The organism is Paenibacillus sp. FSL R7-0128, assembly GCF_038002245.1.
In the GTDB taxonomy this organism is placed as follows: Bacteria; Bacillota; Bacilli; order Paenibacillales; family Paenibacillaceae; genus Paenibacillus_AQ; species Paenibacillus_AQ silagei.
Genome location: NZ_JBBOCD010000001.1, coordinates 784141 through 803955, shown reverse-complemented (window position 1 = coordinate 803955; position 19815 = coordinate 784141). Strand labels below are relative to the sequence as shown.

12 protein-coding genes are annotated in these 19815 nt (G+C 50.5%); 5 read left to right on the top strand and 7 right to left on the bottom strand.

Features of this window, described 5'->3' with window-relative positions; genetic code table 11:
• Window positions 1–503: 503 nt before the first annotated feature.
• Together NST26_RS03305 and NST26_RS03300 are read right to left on the bottom strand one after the other, a co-directional pair.
• Window positions 504–6815: an S-layer homology domain-containing protein gene (locus NST26_RS03305; protein WP_340978512.1), complete on the bottom strand. Its 6312-nt coding sequence runs from the start codon at window positions 6813–6815 to the stop codon at window positions 504–506.
• A gap of 283 nt (window positions 6816–7098) precedes the next feature.
• Window positions 7099–7833 carry a hypothetical protein gene (locus NST26_RS03300; protein ID WP_340978510.1) on the bottom strand — a complete coding sequence of 245 codons (735 nt, stop codon included), beginning with the start codon at window positions 7831–7833 and terminating at the stop codon, window positions 7099–7101.
• Between the two features lie 152 nt (window positions 7834–7985).
• Between NST26_RS03300 and NST26_RS03295 the strand changes: the two genes are divergently transcribed.
• Window positions 7986–8588, top strand: a complete 603-nt coding sequence (locus NST26_RS03295; protein ID WP_340978509.1) for a DUF4304 domain-containing protein — start codon at window positions 7986–7988, stop codon at window positions 8586–8588.
• A 472-nt stretch (window positions 8589–9060) separates the two neighbouring features.
• Here the strand turns inward: NST26_RS03295 and NST26_RS03290 are convergent, their stop codons facing one another.
• The 5 genes from NST26_RS03290 to NST26_RS03270 all read right to left on the bottom strand — a co-directional run bounded on the left by NST26_RS03290 (window position 9061) and on the right by NST26_RS03270 (window position 16364).
• The gene (locus tag NST26_RS03290; RefSeq protein WP_036730773.1) at window positions 9061–10230 is read right to left on the bottom strand and encodes a DUF4317 domain-containing protein; all 1170 of its coding nucleotides are present in this window, start codon (window positions 10228–10230) and stop codon (window positions 9061–9063) included.
• A gap of 97 nt (window positions 10231–10327) precedes the next feature.
• Window positions 10328–11269 carry a phosphotransferase family protein gene (locus NST26_RS03285; RefSeq protein ID WP_340978508.1) on the bottom strand — a complete coding sequence of 314 codons (942 nt, stop codon included), beginning with the start codon at window positions 11267–11269 and terminating at the stop codon, window positions 10328–10330.
• The gene (locus NST26_RS03280; RefSeq protein WP_340978507.1) at window positions 11259–12806 is read right to left on the bottom strand and encodes a GGDEF domain-containing protein; all 1548 of its coding nucleotides are present in this window, start codon (window positions 12804–12806) and stop codon (window positions 11259–11261) included. The genes NST26_RS03285 and NST26_RS03280 overlap by 11 nt, the downstream gene beginning before the upstream one ends.
• Before the next feature lie 73 nt (window positions 12807–12879).
• Window positions 12880–14634: an ABC transporter ATP-binding protein gene (locus NST26_RS03275; protein WP_340978506.1), complete on the bottom strand. Its 1755-nt coding sequence runs from the start codon at window positions 14632–14634 to the stop codon at window positions 12880–12882.
• Window positions 14631–16364, bottom strand: a complete 1734-nt coding sequence (locus NST26_RS03270; RefSeq protein ID WP_340978505.1) for an ABC transporter ATP-binding protein — start codon at window positions 16362–16364, stop codon at window positions 14631–14633. Before NST26_RS03270 ends, NST26_RS03275 begins: the two co-directional genes overlap by 4 nt.
• A 187-nt stretch (window positions 16365–16551) precedes the next feature.
• On the opposite strand from NST26_RS03270, the gene NST26_RS03265 reads away from it, so the two are divergent.
• From NST26_RS03265 to NST26_RS03250, 4 genes are read left to right on the top strand one after another with little or no spacing between them, the layout of a single operon-like run.
• The gene (locus NST26_RS03265; RefSeq protein ID WP_340978504.1) at window positions 16552–16968 is read left to right on the top strand and encodes a GntR family transcriptional regulator; all 417 of its coding nucleotides are present in this window, start codon (window positions 16552–16554) and stop codon (window positions 16966–16968) included.
• Window positions 16965–17651: an ABC transporter ATP-binding protein gene (locus NST26_RS03260; protein WP_340978503.1), complete on the top strand. Its 687-nt coding sequence runs from the start codon at window positions 16965–16967 to the stop codon at window positions 17649–17651. Before NST26_RS03265 ends, NST26_RS03260 begins: the two co-directional genes overlap by 4 nt.
• On the top strand, window positions 17648–18493 hold the full coding sequence (locus NST26_RS03255; RefSeq protein ID WP_340978501.1) for a hypothetical protein: 846 nt from the start codon (window positions 17648–17650) through the stop codon (window positions 18491–18493). Before NST26_RS03260 ends, NST26_RS03255 begins: the two co-directional genes overlap by 4 nt.
• A gap of 24 nt (window positions 18494–18517) precedes the next feature.
• Window positions 18518–19711, top strand: a complete 1194-nt coding sequence (locus NST26_RS03250) for a hypothetical protein (RefSeq protein ID WP_340978500.1) — start codon at window positions 18518–18520, stop codon at window positions 19709–19711.
• Window positions 19712–19815: the final 104 nt, after the last annotated feature.

Below are 19815 nucleotides of genomic sequence, written 5' to 3'. Positions count from 1 at the left end.
TAAATTACATATATATACTTTAATATTTTGGTTTAAAATACAAAAAAGCATATAACTAACAATCCGAAATAATTAAAAATATTGATTCTGATGTTGTGGAAGTAAGATTAATCCCTGAATTTAAAATCTTAGATTAAAAAATGAAAGGAGGTGAAAAAATGAAATATATCATTAAACCTAATTATCATGAATGGGGATCGGGCGGAGGCGGAGGTTGTACGGGTAATTGTAATGCTAATTGTAGAACTTTACATGGTTGTAACAATGGGCCATCCATTTGTTCCACTAAATTTTTATGAAAAACCCCATAAATGGAATCAAGTGATGAGGCGAATTCATTCAAATAACACCCCCTCCTTGAGCTTTCTATAAATAAAGTTCTCAAGGTGAGACGGTTTAGAATCACCTTGAGATAATGTGAGTGTGAGGCGCAAGCCAAAAAAGCGAATTCAGCTCAATGACTGAATCCGCTTTTTCTAGTTTACATAGTATAGTTTATACCGTTAATCAATCAGCTTCGACTTCTGGAGCAGACGCTGGATCAGCACCGCCACTTCTGCGCGGGTAACGTTGGCTTTGGCCTCCAGCTTACTGCCGCTGCGGCCGCTGATTAAGCCAGCGGATGCTGCGAGCGCCAGACTATCCTTCGCCCAGGCTCCCGTGTGGCCTGCATCTGTGAAGGCTGCAAGCACACCTGCGGTGTCCACTATGCCGGTCTGTTCTGCGAGACCGGTCAGCTTCATCGCCTTAGCGATGATGTTCATGGCCTGCTCGCGTGTGATACGGTCTCCGGGACGGAAGGTTCCGTCCTCGAAGCCGTTGATCAGACCCGCCTCGGAGGCTGCCCCGACTGCTGCTGCATACCAGCTACTCGCCGGAACATCTGCGAACTTCGCAGCTCCCTCTCCAAGCTTCAGGCCCAGACCGCGTACGATGATTGCTGCGAATTCTGCACGGGTGATGTCGGCGTTCGGGCTGAACGTGGATTCGTTCACCCCGTTAATGACCAGACGCGAGCCCATGTCATTCACTGCATTTTTCGCCCAATGCTGTTCCACGTCCTTGAAGCTTAGCGGATGCCAGACCACCGAATAGGTGCTGTTCGTCAGACTGTTGATCTCTGCGTAATATTTACCATCCTTCAGGATGATTCGGGTTGGTACATGACGCACCGTTCCATCCGGATCGACAACGATACCTGTTGTAAGCCGGTTCGGGTTAATCCCCTGCGGAAGCGCTACTGTCCGCGATACATATGCATTGAACCGGCTCACCTCTACTGTTGAGGTTCCGAAAGAAGCAGTAACTGTGAAATCCAGGATAGGCGCTGCAAGGGTCAGGCCGCCTCTGACTGCCGCAGCGGTAACCACCTGATTCATGGCAGCCGAAGCATCTCCAATGGTAATCCTCAGCGTAATATCCTCCAGCTTAACCCCGTTACCTAATCTTGCGGCCAATGCGCCGATGTTAATCTCGGATGCAGGCAACGTATAGCTTCCCTTGCTGGTCTGAAGCACCAGGGTGGCCGCCACATTCTCCATATTCTTGATCATCTGGCCGCTCAATTCGCCGACAATCACATTCGAATCCAGCATCATCGGGATAGTTACTACAGCGCCGTTCCCCTCGGCATCCAGCTTCGCCTGCAATCTGGCCGGATCTACCGCGATGGTCGTCGTTCTAAGGTTACCGGAGATCGTGGTCGTTGCTTTGCCCGCGTTCTCCTCCTTGCCGTTCACAAGGACAATCACATCGGTAACCGTACTGGCCGCATTCCCGGAAGGGGTCCCGCTGTTCGGGTTACTTCCGCTGCCCGGGCTGACCGGATCGGGAGTTGGCGTTAACGGAGTAGTCAGCGCAACTACTGCAATGACGCTGCCGTATTTTACCACCATGCCTTCCGCATCTACCTCAGCAATGCCAATCGTATCCCCATTGGCTGCCGGAATCAGCCCTTCACTGCCTACAAGCGTGTATCCGGTCAGAAGGTCTCCCACATTCGGCACGATGATGCTGCCAGAACCAAAGTTCTTATACAGCAGCTTATGTCCTTCAGCCGGTGCAGGGGTAACCTTGATTTGTGTATAGCCGTTACTCTCTGCACCACCCGGATCACTGGCACTCACACCCAAGTCCCCGGCAGGGATCAAGACATTCGTTGTAAAAGTCAGCGTAGTTGCCGGTCCCGCCGGAACCGATCCGCTGGCCGCCACCCGTACCTTCACCGTATGCTCGCCGCTCAGGTCCGGCAAGTTGGTTCCGTCATAACGTACAAAGGGTCCTTCATTCAAGGAGAATTCCATGCTAGTGTTCAGGCCCATAATCGTATTGTTCAGATCATCCGCTACCACTTCTGGAGCCGCTGGGATCACGGCATCCGAGTCATGCACGGTCACCTGAGCAATAGCAGAAGCAAAGTCCGTTGACGTAGCCTTCAACCGCACATAATACGTGCCCGGTGCAAGACCGGTAAGCGAAGTGTCTGTAACTTCTGTCCAAGCCTCAGTGTCCCCAATCTGGTATTCCATCTGGACGGTCAGATTCTGCAGTGTTCCGTCATTGGCTCCGTTATAGGTCACATCCGTGACACTCACTCCGACTGGAGCGGCCTGACGCGCGGGAACACTCAACATTTGCGCATCACTATCGGTGGTAGTCACCCCGTCGCCCGTCTTCACGATAATCAGGGTGGTTCCCAGCCAGCTGCTGTCTAGCAGTAGCGTTCCATCTGTGGCGGCCGTTACAGCCGTACCATTTAAGGTGTATACCCCTTCTGGAATCAGACCTGTCAATCGCTCAGCGGTGTAATCAATCACCGCCGCAGGCGTCACTTCCGCCTCAGATGCAAAGGAGGTCACTGTCACTTCCACCGCAGCTGAGCTGAACGCCGTTGCTGTCGCCTTCGTGCGGACTTCATAGACGCCTGGTGCAAGGCCTGTGACGGTGGTGCCTGTAACATCTGTCCATGCGCCTGCTGTACCTTTTCTGTATTCCATGGCTGTTGTCACATTCGTGAGCGTGCCATCCTTCGCTTGAATCGCCGTTTCGTCTGTTGAAGCTACATCCGCAGGTGCTGCCGGACGGGCAGGAATAGTCAAGCTCTGCGCCGCACTATCTATGGTTGTGGATGCATTCCCCTGCTTCACTAGGCTCAGGGGGCTGCCCATCCAGCCGTTATCCAGTGCCAGCTTGCCGTCTGCATCTGCTGTTACGGTCAACGAACCATTCAGTGTATACGTACCGTTCGCAGTCAGACCGCTCAGCTGCTCAGCCTCGTAGTCAATGACCGCTGTTGGAGTGGCTTCCAGTGTGGGTACGTAGGCATTCACCGTTACAACTTGTGCTTCCGAGGCAAAAGCTGTCACCGTACCCTTCGTACGGATAGAGTACGTATCCGGGACCAACCCGCTTACGCTAGTGCCTGTGACATCTGTCCATGCGCCTGCTGAACCTTTTTTATACTCCATGGCTGTAGTCACATTCGTGAGCGTACCGTTCTTCGCGTTAATCGCCTTCTCATCCGTTGCCGCAACTCCGGCAGGCGCTGCCGGACGGGCAGGAATAGTCAAGTTCTGCGCCACACTATCTATGGTTGTCGATGCATTCCCCTGCTTCACTAGGCTCAGGGAGCTGCCCAGCCAAGAGCTATCCAGCGCCAGCTTGCCGTCTGCATCTGCTGTTACGGTCAACGAACCATTCAGTGTATACGTACCGTTCGCAGTCAGACCGCTCAGCTGCTCAGCTTCGTAGTCAATGACCGCTGTTGGAGTGGCTTCCGGTATCGCTACATACGCTACCACATTCACGATGTGTGCTACCGAGGCAAAAGCCGTCAAAGTCGCCTTGGTCTGGACGTAGTACGTACCCGGAGCCAGCCCCGTCACTGTTGTTCCCGTCACATCCGTCCACACGCCTGCGGCACCTTGCTTGTACTCCATGGCCGGAGTCACATTCGTAAGCGTACCGTTCTTCGCGTTAATCGCCGTCTCATCCGTTGCCGTAACTCCAGCAGGTGCTGCCGGACGAACAGGAATGCTCACGGTCTGCGCCGCACTGTCAATGGTCGTGGACGCATTTCCCTGCTTCACAAGGCTCAGAGTGGTTCCCAGCCAAGAGCTATCCAGTGCCAGCTTGCCCGCCGCATCCGCGTATATCGATAACGTGCCATTCACCGTATAGAGACCATTCGCCAGCAGACCGCTTAGCTGCTCGGCTTCATAGTCAATCACCGCTGCCGGGATTGTCTCTACCATTGGCACATACGCATTCACCGTAACACTATACGCTTCCGAGGCAAAAGACGACGCCGTCCATTTCACACGGACCTCGTACGTACCCGGAGCAAGCCCCGTCACCGTTGTACCGGTCACATCAGTCCATACTCCCCCGGTACTTAGCTTGTACTCCATCGCTGAATTTACATTCTCAAGTGTACCGTTGTTCACCTCTATTCCCATTTCATCCGTTGCCGTCACACCTGTTGGTGTCGCCGGACGGGATGGAATGCTCAGCATCTGCGCCGCACTATCTACCGTTGTCGAAGCATTCCCCTGCTTCACAATACTCAGGGACTCTCCCAGCCAGCTCTGCTCCAGCACCAGCGTGCCAGCCGCACTCGCCGTTACCGCCGTACCGTTCACGGTATACGTGCCATTCGCCGTCAGACCGCTCAGTTGCTCGGTCCCATAATCGATCACCGCTTCCGGGGTTGGCTCTGCTAATGGCACATAAGCATTCACCGTTACACTATGCGCTTCCGATACAAAAGACGACGCCGTCAACTTCACACGGACCTCGTACGTCCCCGGAGCCAGTCCCGTCACTGCTGTACCGGTCACATCTGTCCATACTCCCCCGGTACTTAGCTTGTACTCCATCGCTGAAGTTACATTCTCAAGCTTACCGTTGTTCGCCTCTATCGCCAGTTCATCCGTTGCCGTCACACCTGTAGGTGCCGCTGGACGGGAGGGAATGCTCAGCATTTGCGCTGCACTATCTACGGTTGTCGAAGCATTCCCCTGCTTCACAATACTCAGGGACTCTCCCAGCCAGCTTTGCTCCAGCGCAAGCGTACCAGCTGCGCTCGCCGTTACCGCTGTACCGTTCACGGTATACGTACCATTCGCCGTCAGACCGCTCAGCTGCTCGGCTTCATAATCGATCACCGCTGCCGGAGTCGGCTCCAGCGCTGGCTTGAACAGCGATACAGTTGCCGTCTGCGGCGAACCGCTAACCGTGTATCCGCTTGGCGAATTCACAGCCACGGACACATCGCCCTCGCCGGTGACTGAAGTAAGCGCTAGGCTCCAAGCGGTTCCCGACCCGCTTAAGGACCCTTTTACCGCAGAGCCTGTAACATCTGTAATCGTGATATCATCTGCCGTCAGTCCGGCAATCGCAGCATCGAAGGTCAGATCAATCTTCGTTGAAGTTGTGGTTCCTGGCACACCGTCCGCTACAGCCGATTGCAGCACAACCGGAGTTAAGGCCTCCCTGTTAAACAGCTTGCCGGTTACTCTGAAATGACTGGCGTCTGTATTATCTGTTGTGATGAAAACGATCTTGTCGCCGAAGGCCGGATATACGGCAAACTTCGGATAATATTCCACATTGAACATCCAGGTGTCTTCATTGTATCCCTGGAATACAGCAGGTGCGGAATCCACCGGCTGATCCGTTGTATACAGCAGGGTCCCGTCATTGTCATAGTAATTCAAGTAAGCGTACTGGGTTCCAGACCATTCTGTACCGTAATTGTAGGCATCATCGATGGCTTTATTGGACAAAGGGTCCGTACTAACCGTTACGAATCCCGGCATCGCGCCTTTCTTGTAGACTGCGGCAGCTGCCTCGCCCAGCGAACCATTTACGTTGAATCCGCCTTGGCTTACACCCGCATTGTCATATAAGGAGACACTGGTGATTCCGGTTTGCCAGCTGTATTGACTGAACATGAAATTCCCGTTGCTCAGCGTAGACAGATACAGCTGTTTCTCATTCGTTCTCGCCCCAATATTAATGGTGGTTATGGAGGTTCCGTTGTTATTGAATAACTGCAGATAGATATTATCATTCGAGGGTCCTGAATTATACGCAGCCATATACACGCCATCACCAGCGGCTACGTAGGACATGCTCGCATTAGCATCTACCAGCAGGGTTTCGCTTGACACTGGTACGCCCGCAGCAGTGAAGACACGGGTAACCGTGCTTTTATTATCATTTCGTTGCCAGGAAAAAGCGATATCGCCGTTAGACAGCTCCGCCGCAGAGATAAAGCGCGTGAGCTGCGGCAGACTGGCCGCACTGAAGGTGTTCAGCCGGGTCTGGCCGGTCACCTTCTGGCCGTTCTTATCCAGCACCATGAAATAGGCATTCGGCGTACTCTCAGTAACTGTGCCCAGTTGCAGGTTGTATTCGCTGGAGTCGCTTTTACTGTACATAATCAGCAGATTGCCGTTATTGAGCGCAAGCATGCTCACATACGTCATTTTGTAATAGGTGTCCATCAGGCTGCCCAGGTTAACGTCCGTTATAAGCGTTCCTGTGCTGTTAAAGACCCTTAAGAAATTAGAGGCTGTGTAAGAATTCCCCTGATAGACGAATGAATTCAGCAGAACCGCCGTACTTCCATCCTGTAGACCCTTCGCATCTGCCAGATTCTTGCCCGCCGAATACGTAACCGGAGGCTCAATTACAAAATCAGCCGCTTCATTAAATGACGGTACCGCCGCATAAGCACGGAGTGACATCATGGGCAGCAGTCCGATCACCAATACCACAGCCAGCCCGATTTTGCCCATTTTCTTAAACATCGCTTTCCTCCTTGTCGAATGAACATTTCCATAATATTGATAACGCTTCCGTAAACCTCTGAACATGCTGCACACACTCTGCACATGCCCGGCATTAGCAAGCATTAGTTTTCCATAATGGTTTATCGACATTTTTCGCGCTAAAGTTAACAAATTCGACAAATAAATATCAGTCATATCGTCAATAAGTGCGCTTTAAGTCCTTGTATAATTTAAAAAGACGAAAATGCGCGCAAAAAAAGCCCGCTCTGTCGATTGAACAGAACGGACTGATAAATCTCCTCTACATTTCTTCCACATACCGCTTGGCATCTCCAAGGGGAAGATCGGTATGCTGGCGGACCAGCTTGATGGCCAAAATGAGCTGTCCATCCTTTTTTAACTGCCGGACATGCTCCCGGACCTCTTCGGGAACGACCTTCAGTGTAGTGCCTGCTGCCTCCCGGCGCTTCAGTTCAGCCGCTACCCGCTGCTCCATCTCCGGCGTCAACGCCTCGTCTACCGTCGCGGCAGGCACCGGCCAGCGTTCTGGCTTATTCCCCCGGATTGCTGCAAGCAAAGTACCTACAATCGAATAGAGCACCAAATACTGGGCGCACCGGTACAAGTACAACCATACGGTCCTTAGCATGACCGTCTCCTCGCCCGGCTTCAGAATGGAGAATTTATCCGAAATCACGTACTGGCCTGGCGCATAATTATTGACATCCTGGTCCAGCTGCAATTGACCTATAGGAGAGACGATCCATTCCAGCGGCTTGTTGGTTATGGGGTTCCCGGCCGTGTCGATCATCATGCCCAAGAACGAGAAGAGGGCGATGGCAAAGACCAAATAAGTGGACCAATTCAACCTTTTGACTAACACCACCATACTGAACACAACCAGCAAAGTCAGACTTCTTATGTAATCGTTATGTAGGAATAATTGAAAAACTACCGGCAGCCCCCATCCGAACAGCAGCACCATCACAGCCGCAAACCCAAAGAAAAACAATAAAATCTTAACGTTCTTCTTCACTTCCTGCATTCTCCTTTCCTGCCTCCTATCCTATATTTACCCAGAATGAAGTCATTTGAGGCGATCCTGTTTATAGTACAATTATAGCTGTTAGCCAACACGTTATAATATGCAGTCTATTATCACCCCAGGTGAAGGAGGATTTACTTACTATGAATGAATTGTTAGATATGAAGGAATTGTTCAAGCAGATCATCAAGCAGGATGTCAAACCTTTTTTCTCCGCACAGGGCTATCGTACAAAGGATCTGAATTTCTACAAAACAGAAGGCCAACTCAGCTATAAAATCAATATCCAGAAATTCAAGTACAATACACACAAGGAACTCAGCTTCTATGTGAATTACAGCCTTAATTCCGAAGAGCTTGCGCAATATAGGCCTGCTTCGTCTCTGGGCTTGCCTCACTTCTATGTCCGGATCAGGAACATCGTCCCCGCCGCCCCGGAACGCTACTTCCTGACTCCGGAGGTAGATGTGGACAAGTTCACGGCAGACCTGCTGCTCCACTTGGATCAGGGGCTCCAATTCATGTATACCCTAACCGATGCCAGGGCCATTATTGAATACTATATGCCGAAGATAGCACTGCATTTAAGTGAGGAGACCTTCGGGTTCCTGCTGGATACAGGGGATACAGAGATTGCGGAGCAATACCTGAAGCAGCTCCAAGCGAAATACGGCGCCGAGAAGCGCTGGGCGATCTTGGAGAAGAAGTATGCAGCGGTCTGGGAGAAATACGGGAGCTCTTCCTAGCGCACCCGGTCCAATTGTAGTCGCTTTTTCGATTACATTTCGCCTACCCAGCGCACACGGTCCAATTGTGGTCGGTTTTTCGATTACATTTCGCCTACCCAGCGCACACGGTCCAATTGTAGTCGCTTTTCCGACTACATTTCGCCTACCCAGCGCACCCGGTCCAATTGTAGTCGCTTTTCCGACTACATTCCGCCTTCGCGGCGCACCCGGTCCAATTGTAGTCGCTTTTCCAACTACATTTCGCCTACCCAGCGCACCCGGTCCAATTGTGGTTGTTTTTCTGTGAAATTAAGTTTGGTACAACCTGCGATAAACTCTCGCTACTCATTTTCATGCTGGCGTTGTGCCTTGAAAGGCAGGTTTGTTGGCATTGGGCCGTGCGCACTCGTACCGGCCCTACACATAAAGGGCTTCCCGCTCTCGTAAGGAGACATCGGGATAGCCCTTTTTCAATATACATCATTCCAGATTAGGATAAGTTCTCCGTCAGCAGCGTGAAGCCTTCGATCACCGCATCCTCATCAATCTCAATCATGATGCAACGCTTGCCCTGGTAATTCACCTGCCGCACATATCTCAGGTCCTGCGGGCTGATCGTGATGGAAGCAACCTTCGTATCGATCTTGATCGACTTGGAGGTGAACTTAGGGATGACACTGCTGGCCTTCAGCTCATAGTGCTTATTGTCCACGATGGTCTCGAATGCGCGCTCCACCTTCTCCGCCGTCACATCCTCCACACCGCTGGCCTTCAGCACACGCTCCACATCGCGGTAATCAAGTCTTGGCGGCTCTTCCTCCTCCGCGTTGTCCTCAATCACTTGATGAATCTCCTCGTATACCTGGGCAATCGTCGCCACATCGATCTGCTCGCCCGCCACTTCCTTCACGATATCCTCAAAAATAGACCGTTCCTCCAGAGCCGTCACCGACCGCTCCGCATTCAGCACCTGCTCGATGAACTGCGGGTTTGGATTATTCGCGCTTCCCGTGCAGTACAGCACCCGGTTGATATCCGAATAGTTGTCGGTCACACTCGGGTAGAAGAAGCCCTGCTCCGGCGTGCTGAGCTTGATGATGGGATCCACCATGATATTGTATTTGAACTCCCGCTCCACATAATCGAACAAAAGCGTCTTACGCTGCTGCTCCGTGGAATTCACGCTGCACAGAATGAACGGATGCGCGAATACCTCGTCCTTCCCGGTCTCCTCGGCCTCATCATTACGCGCCTTGGTCGGCCGGAAGTATTGTCCCCGCACGAAGGTGATGACCGCATCCTTCTCATACTTGGCATCCACCAGCATTTTGTCCACCAGCATAAGCATCAGGTCCTGCCACTCCTCCGGGTCACCGGTTATCAGCCCCTGGTGCAGCATCACCTGCGACGGCTCCTCTGCTTCCTCCAGGAACTTCAGCTCGAACAGCTTCTGGTCCAGCTCGCCCGTCAGCAGCTTCCGGAAGTTACTCATATACAGCTCCTGCTTCTCGCGTTCCAGCATGGCGAACGGCTGGCGTTCGAAGTGGTAGATTTCATTCGTTTCTTTCATAATATAGACATTCAGAATATCGTACAGATTCAGCTGATCATGGTCCATCTTGAACTGCTTGCGTATATGTGCGGCTTCTTTCTTAATCATGGCTTGGAACACAGCTCCTATGAAATGAATTGGTTGTATCAGTATAAACGATAGGCATTAACCTTCGCTAGTTCAGTATTCCATCCAGTGATCGTAGTTATATGGCTGTAACCATATCCAAATACCGCCGCAGCCCCGCCTCAGTACCAGGGTCCCTTAGCCAGGCCCCCAAGCTCCAAGTCATATAACGCAGGCCAAGATACCATGAAGCAGCTCTATAGCTCTGCCCGAACGTATCTGCAGGAAGCACCCATCCCAGCGAAGCCAGCACTTCACGGTATTCTCCAGCTTGAGACCGGTCAAACCGCATAGGGATGTCGAGGAACAGGGAACCGTACCTCGCTTCTTCCCAGTCAATGAACATGACGTCATCATTATTGTGTACCAGTACATTTCCGGGATTCAGATCATTATGTATAAGCGTGTGAGTGGTCTCATCCTTCCAGACGGCTTCGAGCTCATCCACGATTTTCCCCGATACGGTATCGACCTCAGACATATACGTCCCGAAGGTCTCCACGAACCGTTCATTGTGCTTGGCCGCTTCCCATGCGGGTCGCCATACTCCATGAATTATATTCTCTATGTATGTACGGCTAACCCTAGGGAGCCAGGATAACTCCTCCTGCAATCCGCGATTTCGGTTATGAATATAAGCCAGCGCCTGCATTTCCTTGTGCTGAAGCATCCCGATATCCAGATTCTGATAATTCGTCTTATAATCTACGTCCTGAATACATAGGAGCACCCGATGGTCCGAATCCAGATTACCCGCTCTATTAAAAGGGACATTAGCCCCCTGATCCAATAACCGGTTCATTACCCGGCGTTCAATTCCATTCGCCATTTTGGTAATCACAGAGCTATACTCTTGCCTGCCTTCACTCTCCACGAGAATCCGGTGCCGGAATAAATCCACCGCCTGATAGCCCGAATGCAATCGGGTGCTCTCGACATCAAGGACCTTTGCCTTATCAGACAGGAATTGCCGCACAGTCTCCTCAATTAAATCCATCCCCCCGCCAATCTCAAATCTCATGATTTCCCTCCGCCTCTCCCCGCTTGATCGCATACATCCGCTTGTCGGCTTGGCGCAAAAGAGCATCCGGAGCCGTTCCGTCCTGCGGATACAAGCTGATGCCGATGCTCATATCGATCTTCAGCTCTTCGCCTTCATAATCCAGCGTGGCCTGTGCAGCCGCCGCCAGCAGCCGGTGCTCCAGCTCTGCGGCGGTCAGCCCGTCCCCGCCCACGGGGCAGAACAGCACGAATTCGTCACCACCGAAGCGGGCCGCCAGCCCGTCAGGCTGAACCAGCTGATGGATCATGCCCGCTACCTTGCATAACATCTGGTCCCCGGCCTCATGACCCCAGCGGTCGTTCACCTGCTTGAACCGGTCGAGATCAAGTAGGAGGATGGCTACTTCCCCGCCGCTGCGCTCTGCTTCTGCAAGAGTCTCCTCCAGCTTATCATAGAATTGCCTGCGGTTCGGCAGCCCTGTCAGCGGATCATGGTAGGCCATGAAGGCAATCTGCCGCACATGCTGATTGCGCAGCCGGATGTCCCGGATGAGCAGCACCGCATGGATCTCATGATCCACGGTCACGTAATCTCCGTTAATCATCACCTCGACCGGACTCTCCCCGTTATGCAGAACCATTTCCAGCTCACCGATATCGTCCTGTGCCTCAAGCTTCGCCACGATCTCTGCACCGCCCAGATCGGTAAGGTTAGCCTTCCCCAGGTTCAGACGGCCAAACATCTTACCGGCACTCGGATTCGCTTCCTTAATGCTGCCTGACAACGAGACGAGCAGCGCAGCCTGTGAATTGATCTGGAACATCTTCTTGTAGCGCTGTCCCGCATGATTAAGGAACTCATACCGCTGCATGGACAGCCGAAGAACGAAGCACCAGATCAGTCCTCCGTAGATATACGTATAAGGCGGCAGCATTTCATTGAAGCGGAAATAGCCGAACACCGCTACCCAGAGGAATGTCACCCAGGAGCCATACTCCAGCAGCTTGAAGATACCGCCATGCTCCTGATAATCAGGATCGGCGGCACTCCACTTGCGCGCACTTCGCAGCATGACGATGGGAATGAAGCTAAGCAGCAGACTTGCCGTTAAGGTCCCGTAGTAGGCTGCATTGGCTATCGGCCATTTCCAGACCCCGGATACCATGAACAGCTGGACGGAGGTATAGGAACGTTGACCAATGAGTCCCGCCGGGATCGCCAGCGTTAGGATATGGAACAGATAGGGGTACCATGGCCGGGACATCCGCTTATGTAAGCCGATTAACCGGGCAATCAGATGGAACCCCAACCCTGGAATAAGGATACCGACATTGGCGAACCAGACCGCAGCCAGCAGCGGACTATATTCCATGGGCAGCATATACCGGAAGTACTCCTCCAGGAACATCAGGAAATAGCACAGAATTGTAGCGCTTACCAGACGATGTTCAATCTGCCGCGGGTTGCGCAGCAGCACATCCATTCCCATGTAGAAAAAGAAGAGCATCGGCAGCCAATAAAATACGACAGGTATCCATACATGGGTCGGGCTCATTTCTCTTCTCCTCTACAGTCTGTCACGGACATAGTTAATCTTAATTTTAATATATTACCGGGCGGAGACGCCGTCAATGAACAAGTTCTGTGGTATGGCTTAAGGCGGCGTATTGGCTGTGGAACAGCAGATCATAGGCTTCATTCCGGCCACGCAGGTTAGCATGGGTATCGCAGGCTGCCACCTTCCCGGCTTGCAGTACCAGCACCTTGTCACAGTCTTGAATTGTAGAAAGACGGTGCGCAATCGAGATCATGGTAGTTCCGGCAGACAGACGCTTCAGCTCATTCCTAATGCCGCTCTCATTCTCAGGGTCCAGGGCGCTTGTACTTTCATCGAAAATAATAATGTCCCGCTTCTGCAGCAGCGCCCGCGCAATCGACAGCCGCTGCTTCTGGCCCCCGGAGAGCTTCACCCCCTTCTCCCCGATAACCGTATCCAGCCCTTCCTCCAAGGATGCAATATAGTCATAGATATTGGCGCTGCGGCAGCAGGCAATCAGCTCTGCTTCCGTTGCCCCGTCCCCCGCCAGCAGCAGGTTCTCCCGGATCGTCATATTGAACAGAACAGGCTCCTGCACCACAATGCTTACCTTGGCCGCCGCACTCCCGCTGTTCACCGCATACAGATCCGTACCTCCGATGCGGACGCTCCCGCCCTGAGGCTTCATCTGTCCGGTCAACAGTCTGGCAAGAGTAGACTTGCCGCTGCCGCTCTGCCCTACGATGGCTAGATGTTCCCCCTTCCCCACCGAGAACGAAATCCCGTCCAGTGCGAAGGCATCCTTCCCCTCATAGCGGAACCGCAAATTCCGAACCTCAATCTTTTGTCCGCTAATGCGTTTGTAAGGCCGCTGGTCCGCCTCTGCCTGCAACAGTCCGATCACTTTACTGATATTCACCGAATCATTCTTGTAATTCATCAGGCCATTGCTGATCGTCTCGATGAACCCGAAGAACTGCCCATAGAAGCTGATGAACACCAGCAGGACTCCGACCTCCGAGTAGCCTTTAATCACGAAAAGTCCGCCAATGAAATAGATGAACAGCTGGGTAATGAAGTTCTTGGTGAAATACGAATACGTAACGCCCAGGTGCTGATAGAGCTGGCTGCGGAACCACACCGGACGGATAGCTGCATAATGCCCGTTCAATTCCTCAAGCTGGGCCTCCTCCAGATTGTTGGTCTTAATATCCTTCCAGTTCTGCAGACTCGCATGTAAAAAAGATTCGTACCCGTTCTGCAGCCTCCATAGCTCCTCCCCCGCCTTCCTCGTTTTCTCACCCAGGAGATTCACGGTCAGCAGGGAGACCGGAACGAAGACGAAGCTGAGGAGGGCGATCCGCCAGTCATAGCTTACAAGAATCGCAGCCAGCGCAGCAGCATACAGGACAGCGTAGCTGAAATCTAACAGATGAACCGTGAAGAACCGCCCGGCTACGGCTGAATCCTGCTCGATCCGGCTTTTCAGATCACCAATGCTGTACCCGCTATACTCCTCATAATCCAGGCTGTTCACTCTATTCAGCAGTTTGCGCTTAAGCCTGAGGTCATACTTCAGAAGCAGCTGGTTGGAGTAGCGCTTGCTGACCGCAATCCCGGCCGTCGTAAGCACGAATACTCCCAGATAACCCGCGATAACCGGCCATAGCCCACTCAGGTGCTTCTCCACCAGCACGCGGTTGACGAGCAGAGAGTACAGGAATAACGGAAGCAGTCCGCAGACCAGATTCCACAGCTTGAACAGCACGAGCGCCAGCAGCGGCTTACGGACACCTTCAATTCCCTGAGTCAGCGCTTTATAGGCGGCCCATCTTGTCATAGTCATACCGCTTCGCCTCCTGCACGCTGTTCGCTGAATAGATCTATATACGTTTTGTTGCTTCTGATCAGCACGTCGTGAGTATCGTAGCCTGTGATCCGGCCATCCTCCAGCACTGCAATCCGGTCACAGCCTCTAAGCGTGGACAGCCGATGGGCGATGATGATCAGCGTCCGGTCTTGCGCAAGCTCACCAGTCATCTGCCGGATCAGCGCCTCATTCTTGCTGTCGAGGGACGAAGTCGCTTCATCGAACACCAGAATTTTTGGGTTCTTGACCAGGATTCGTGCAATAGCCAGACGCTGCTTTTGGCCGCCCGATAATTCCTGCCCGGAAGTCCCCAGCACTGTGTCCAGCCCCTCCGGGAGATTCTGGACCAGCTCATGCAGCGCAGCTCTCTTAAGTGCTTCGAGTAACAGGCTGTCCCGATCACGGTTATTCGTAAAAGAGAGATTATACCGCAGCGTGTTATCGTACAGAACCGTCTCCTGATGAACCACGCCCACCTGACTCCGCAAGCTGTGCAGGTTATATTCGTTCACATTGCGGCCATCGATCAGCAGCTCGCCGCCGTCAACGGGATAGAGGCTACAGAGCAGGCTTCCTAGCGTTGTTTTCCCGGCTCCGCTCCTTCCGGCAATGCCCACGGTGCTCCCTCCCTCCACACGGAGATTGAACCCGTCCAGCACCCGCCTCTCTTCCGTATATCCGAAGCTGACATTACGAAATTCAATCGTCCCCTCCTTAATCAGTGTGGGCAGAAGCGCTTCTCTATAGTCCTCCTCCTGCTCATTCAGGAGCTGCGCAACACGCTGTAAGGACACCGACTGCCCCCAGGTATCGGTAATCTTGCCGCTCATCGAGCTGAAGTAAGTCACAGCCATATTGAAATAGCTGGCGGCAGCCACAAAAACACCAAGCTGCATCTGCCCCTTCACAATCAGCCGGGCACAAATGATGAACAGCAGCAGTTGTGCAGCAAGCGTGATAAATGCGTTCACCCGCTCGGTGGTTACTTCGATTCTTCCATTGTCCACATGCTTGTGATGGATAGAGACTGTCCGCCTGAGAAAGGTACGGGTTACCAGCCTCCCGGCATTCAGCAGCTTGATCTCCCGCATATTGGCCACAATTTCAAATAAGTACGAGGACAGCCTGCCCTGCTCTGCCGCCAGATCCCGGTTGACCCGGAGCGCTCTCTGCTTGAAATATCTCGAGGCCATGAACACCACAGGAACCAGCACAACCGTGAACACGCCCAGCAGGACATGATAATAGAACATGAAGCCCACGGCGAACACAATATGCAGCAGATTGGAATACCCCCACAGTCCGCTCCAGAAGAGGAGATTCATAATGTCCTTGGCATCGCGGTTCATCCTGCTGATCAGGTCGCCGCTGTACATCCCGGAGAGATCCTTCCCCTTCTGATGCAGAATCTTGCGGAATAGCGCCCGCCGGATATCGAACACGAACCCCGTCATCAGCTGGGAGGAGATCAGATTATTAAGCGTTGCCACAATGAACTGATTGAACAGGAGAATGCCGGCATAGATCAGGCACAGCTTCAGGAAGGCCTTCAGATCCTGGTCATAAAAAGCGATATTAATCAGCCGTCCGCCCAGGAACGGATATATCAGATTCACCAGGGTCATTACCGTAGTTACCAGGAAACCGCATACAAATACCAGCTTGTGCATCCGTATGAACGTCATCACCCATCGTCTTGCAGTCACTGCTCCACCACCTTCCATATATTCACAGAGAGTATTGTAGCACGGATGTTCGTACTCTACTATTAATAATCCTTTTGGTGCCCGTGCTCAAATTAATCTATTGACACAAAAGTGTATTACACGTATAGTACACACATAAGATGTATGAACCACTTAGTACACACACTTACCATATGGAGTTGGTTGTATGACAGAAGAACAGAAATCAGGCGTCAGCTTTAATATTCGTGAGCCGGTATATATTCAAGTAGTACGTCATTTCAAGGAACAGATCGCCACAGGGCAAATCGGAGCGGGAGACCAAATTCCTTCACGGCGTGAACTGGCATCAATAATGAAGATTAATGCGAACACGGCGCAGAAGGCATATAAGGAAATGGAGGAACAGCGTTTGATCGTAACAGAGGGAAATTCCCCAAGTCGAATTACACAGGATCAGCAAATACTAAGCTCGATTCGTGCTGAATTAATCGAAAGTGCAGTGGATATATTCATCGGCTCCATTCGGAATATTCAAATTCCAGTTGAAGAACTGGTAGATATCATAAAGACAAAATACACATCCGAGCGAAAATTATCTCCAGAAGGTGGTGATACAAGATGATCCAAGTGAATCAGATGGTGAAGAGTTATGGATTCAAGAAGGTACTAAATGGCGTTAGCTTCACTGCTGCCAAGGGAGAGATCACCTGCCTGATCGGAATCAATGGTGCCGGAAAGTCAACGGTGCTGAAGTCCATCATGGGACTAACACCATACAAAGGTGAAGTCTTAATCGATAATGCATCACTAACACCTGCGATGTATGAGAAAATGACTTTTATTCCAGATTCGTTAACGATGCCCTCCAAAATGCGAATTGCGGATTGCTTCAGCTTTATGGCTGACTTTTATCGGAATTGGAACGCTGAACGTGCAAAGGAATTGCTTAAGTTCTTCCAACTGAGCTCTAAAGATCGCGTGTCTTCATTGTCGAAGGGGATGGCTGCGAAGTTAAATTTGGTGCTCGGACTTGCCTTGGATTGTGATTACATCCTAATGGACGAACCGTTCTCAGGGATTGATATATTCAGCCGCGAGCAAATTACTGCTGTGTTCACGAGTGAATTGATCGAGGATCGTGGTGTGATTATTACAACTCATGAAATTAACGATATTGAGCATTTAATTGATAAAGCGGTCTTGCTGCAGCATGGGAAGGTAGAACGTGAATTCTACTGTGAAGAAGTTCGCGAGCAGGAAGGTAAGTCCATTACGGACGTAATGAGAGAGGTGTACATGCAATGAGAGCTTTTGTGAAGCTATTGAATTTTGAAATGAACCGATTTGCCAAAATATATTTTGGACTCATGGTGCTGACAGTTGCTATGCAGCTTGCAGCAGTCACCATCGGCGCTAATCGTTGGATGGATTCTGCGAACGAGGCAATGAGAGTGAATCAATGGACCCTTGAGCAATATCACAATGTGACTGGATATATTCAGCTAAACAGTATGATGTACCCTACCTATAATGGACTTCTATATTTCGGACCTATATTTTTGAGCATCACAGTGTTGCTATTATATAGCTGCTTCATCTGGTACCGTGACTGGAGAGGTAAACATACGATAGTATATCGCCTGCTCACGTTGCCTTCCAATCGGGCGAATTTGTATTTTGCCAAGCTGGTTACGATCTTGCTATTCGCATTTGGACTTGTCGCCCTGCAAATTATCCTTGTTCCACTGGAGCGTTTGATTGCACAGTCGATTCTTCCTGCTGAATTATATCGGAACATCTCGGTATTTGATTATTTGAAGTATTCTACTGTGCTTAAAGCTCTGGTTCCACCTTACTTTTCTGAGTTTGTACTATACTATGGACTGGGCATTACTGGTTTGATCGTCTTGTTCACAGCGATTCTAATGGAGCGGAGCTACAAACTGAAAGGGATCGGCTTTATCGTACTATACTTAGCGCTTCTAGCTGGATTAGCCTCAATCCCCTATGTTATGGGTTATAGCAGATACGATAGCTACTTCTATCCAGGAGAAATTCTGGGCACTTGTCTCGGATTAATAGTGATCGTTGCTGGAGGCTCGCTTTGGTATAGCTTGTATCTGTTGCGCAAGAAAATATCGGTATAATCGAAGGGCTATGGAGGTTAAGGAATGAGAAAATATATGGTTACCGCCGTTCTGGTAGTGTTCGCGGTTATTACAATCGGGACGTATTATGTACGGGCTTCACAAGAGATACTACCTAATTATAAGCTGACGACGGTTCAAGGGGATGCTTCCCTCGTTGAAGGTATAACATTATACGGAAATTATATGACTAAGGATAGCGTTTTTGGCATCAGACGAGCTTACATCACTACAAATGGTGCAGAATATCCAGATGAAAAGTTAAAGATAAGCCAAAGCTTAAACCGGGAACCAGTGAAAACGCAATTGGATGTATGGATAGATCAGCATCGTCAATTTATGCGCGGGAAGAATATCTTAACTGGGTTCTATGAAAATCAGGATATCCTTGCTTATGTGAATTCCACTGTAGATAAGCAGCAATCAAATGATCCATTAGCGAAGAAGAATGCTAAGCTCAGTATTTCTGTGCTTAACAAACAGAAGGACAATACGCAGGAAATCAGATCCGATATCCATGTAGATCATGATGTTTCAGATATCTTTGTACAAAATGTACAGCTTCTCGGTCAACAGCTTGTTGCATTGGTGTCTTTGAGTCACAGTGCCAAAGGTTATGTATCTGAACCGCAGATTATCCGTGTAAATCTAACAACACAGGAGATTACGAATGAACCGCTCATATTACCAGGAGCTACATCTGTAGCAGCAAATGGGGATAATCAATTCGTAAGGCTAGCCAATCAAAACCTGGAACAAACGGATCAATGGATTTTAAGTGTTAGTAAAGATAATCATAAAAAGGCATATCAAGTGGATGTGAAAACAGGACAAGTCTCGCCACTCACATTCCAAGGACATGAAATGTTATTGAATAATATTATGAACGTCTATGGACAGAAAATATATTTCCTGCAAAAAGCTCTATCGAGCAAGGAAAATATAGGATTCACTGTTATTTCATACGATCTCGTGAGTAAAGAATATGAGACTATTCTGAAGAATACAAATATAGATTTAAGTAAAAACATTACCTATCAGTTTAAACAAGACCATCTCTATATTGTGGGTTATAAGAATCTCAAAGGTAATCGTCTATATGTATTCAATTTGACAAGCAGTAACCTTGAATACGAAGGAAAAGTAGTGTCAGCAGAGGCTGCAAATCAGGCTGAAGATGAAGCTAACATGGATTTGAATTTTATTAATTCCGATTAATTGTAGAAATATTCGTAGAATAAAAAAATAGAGCCTGCTTCTTAAGAACAAGAAGCGGGCTATTTGCTATGGATTCAATTGTCTCTATATGAATGGTAATGCAC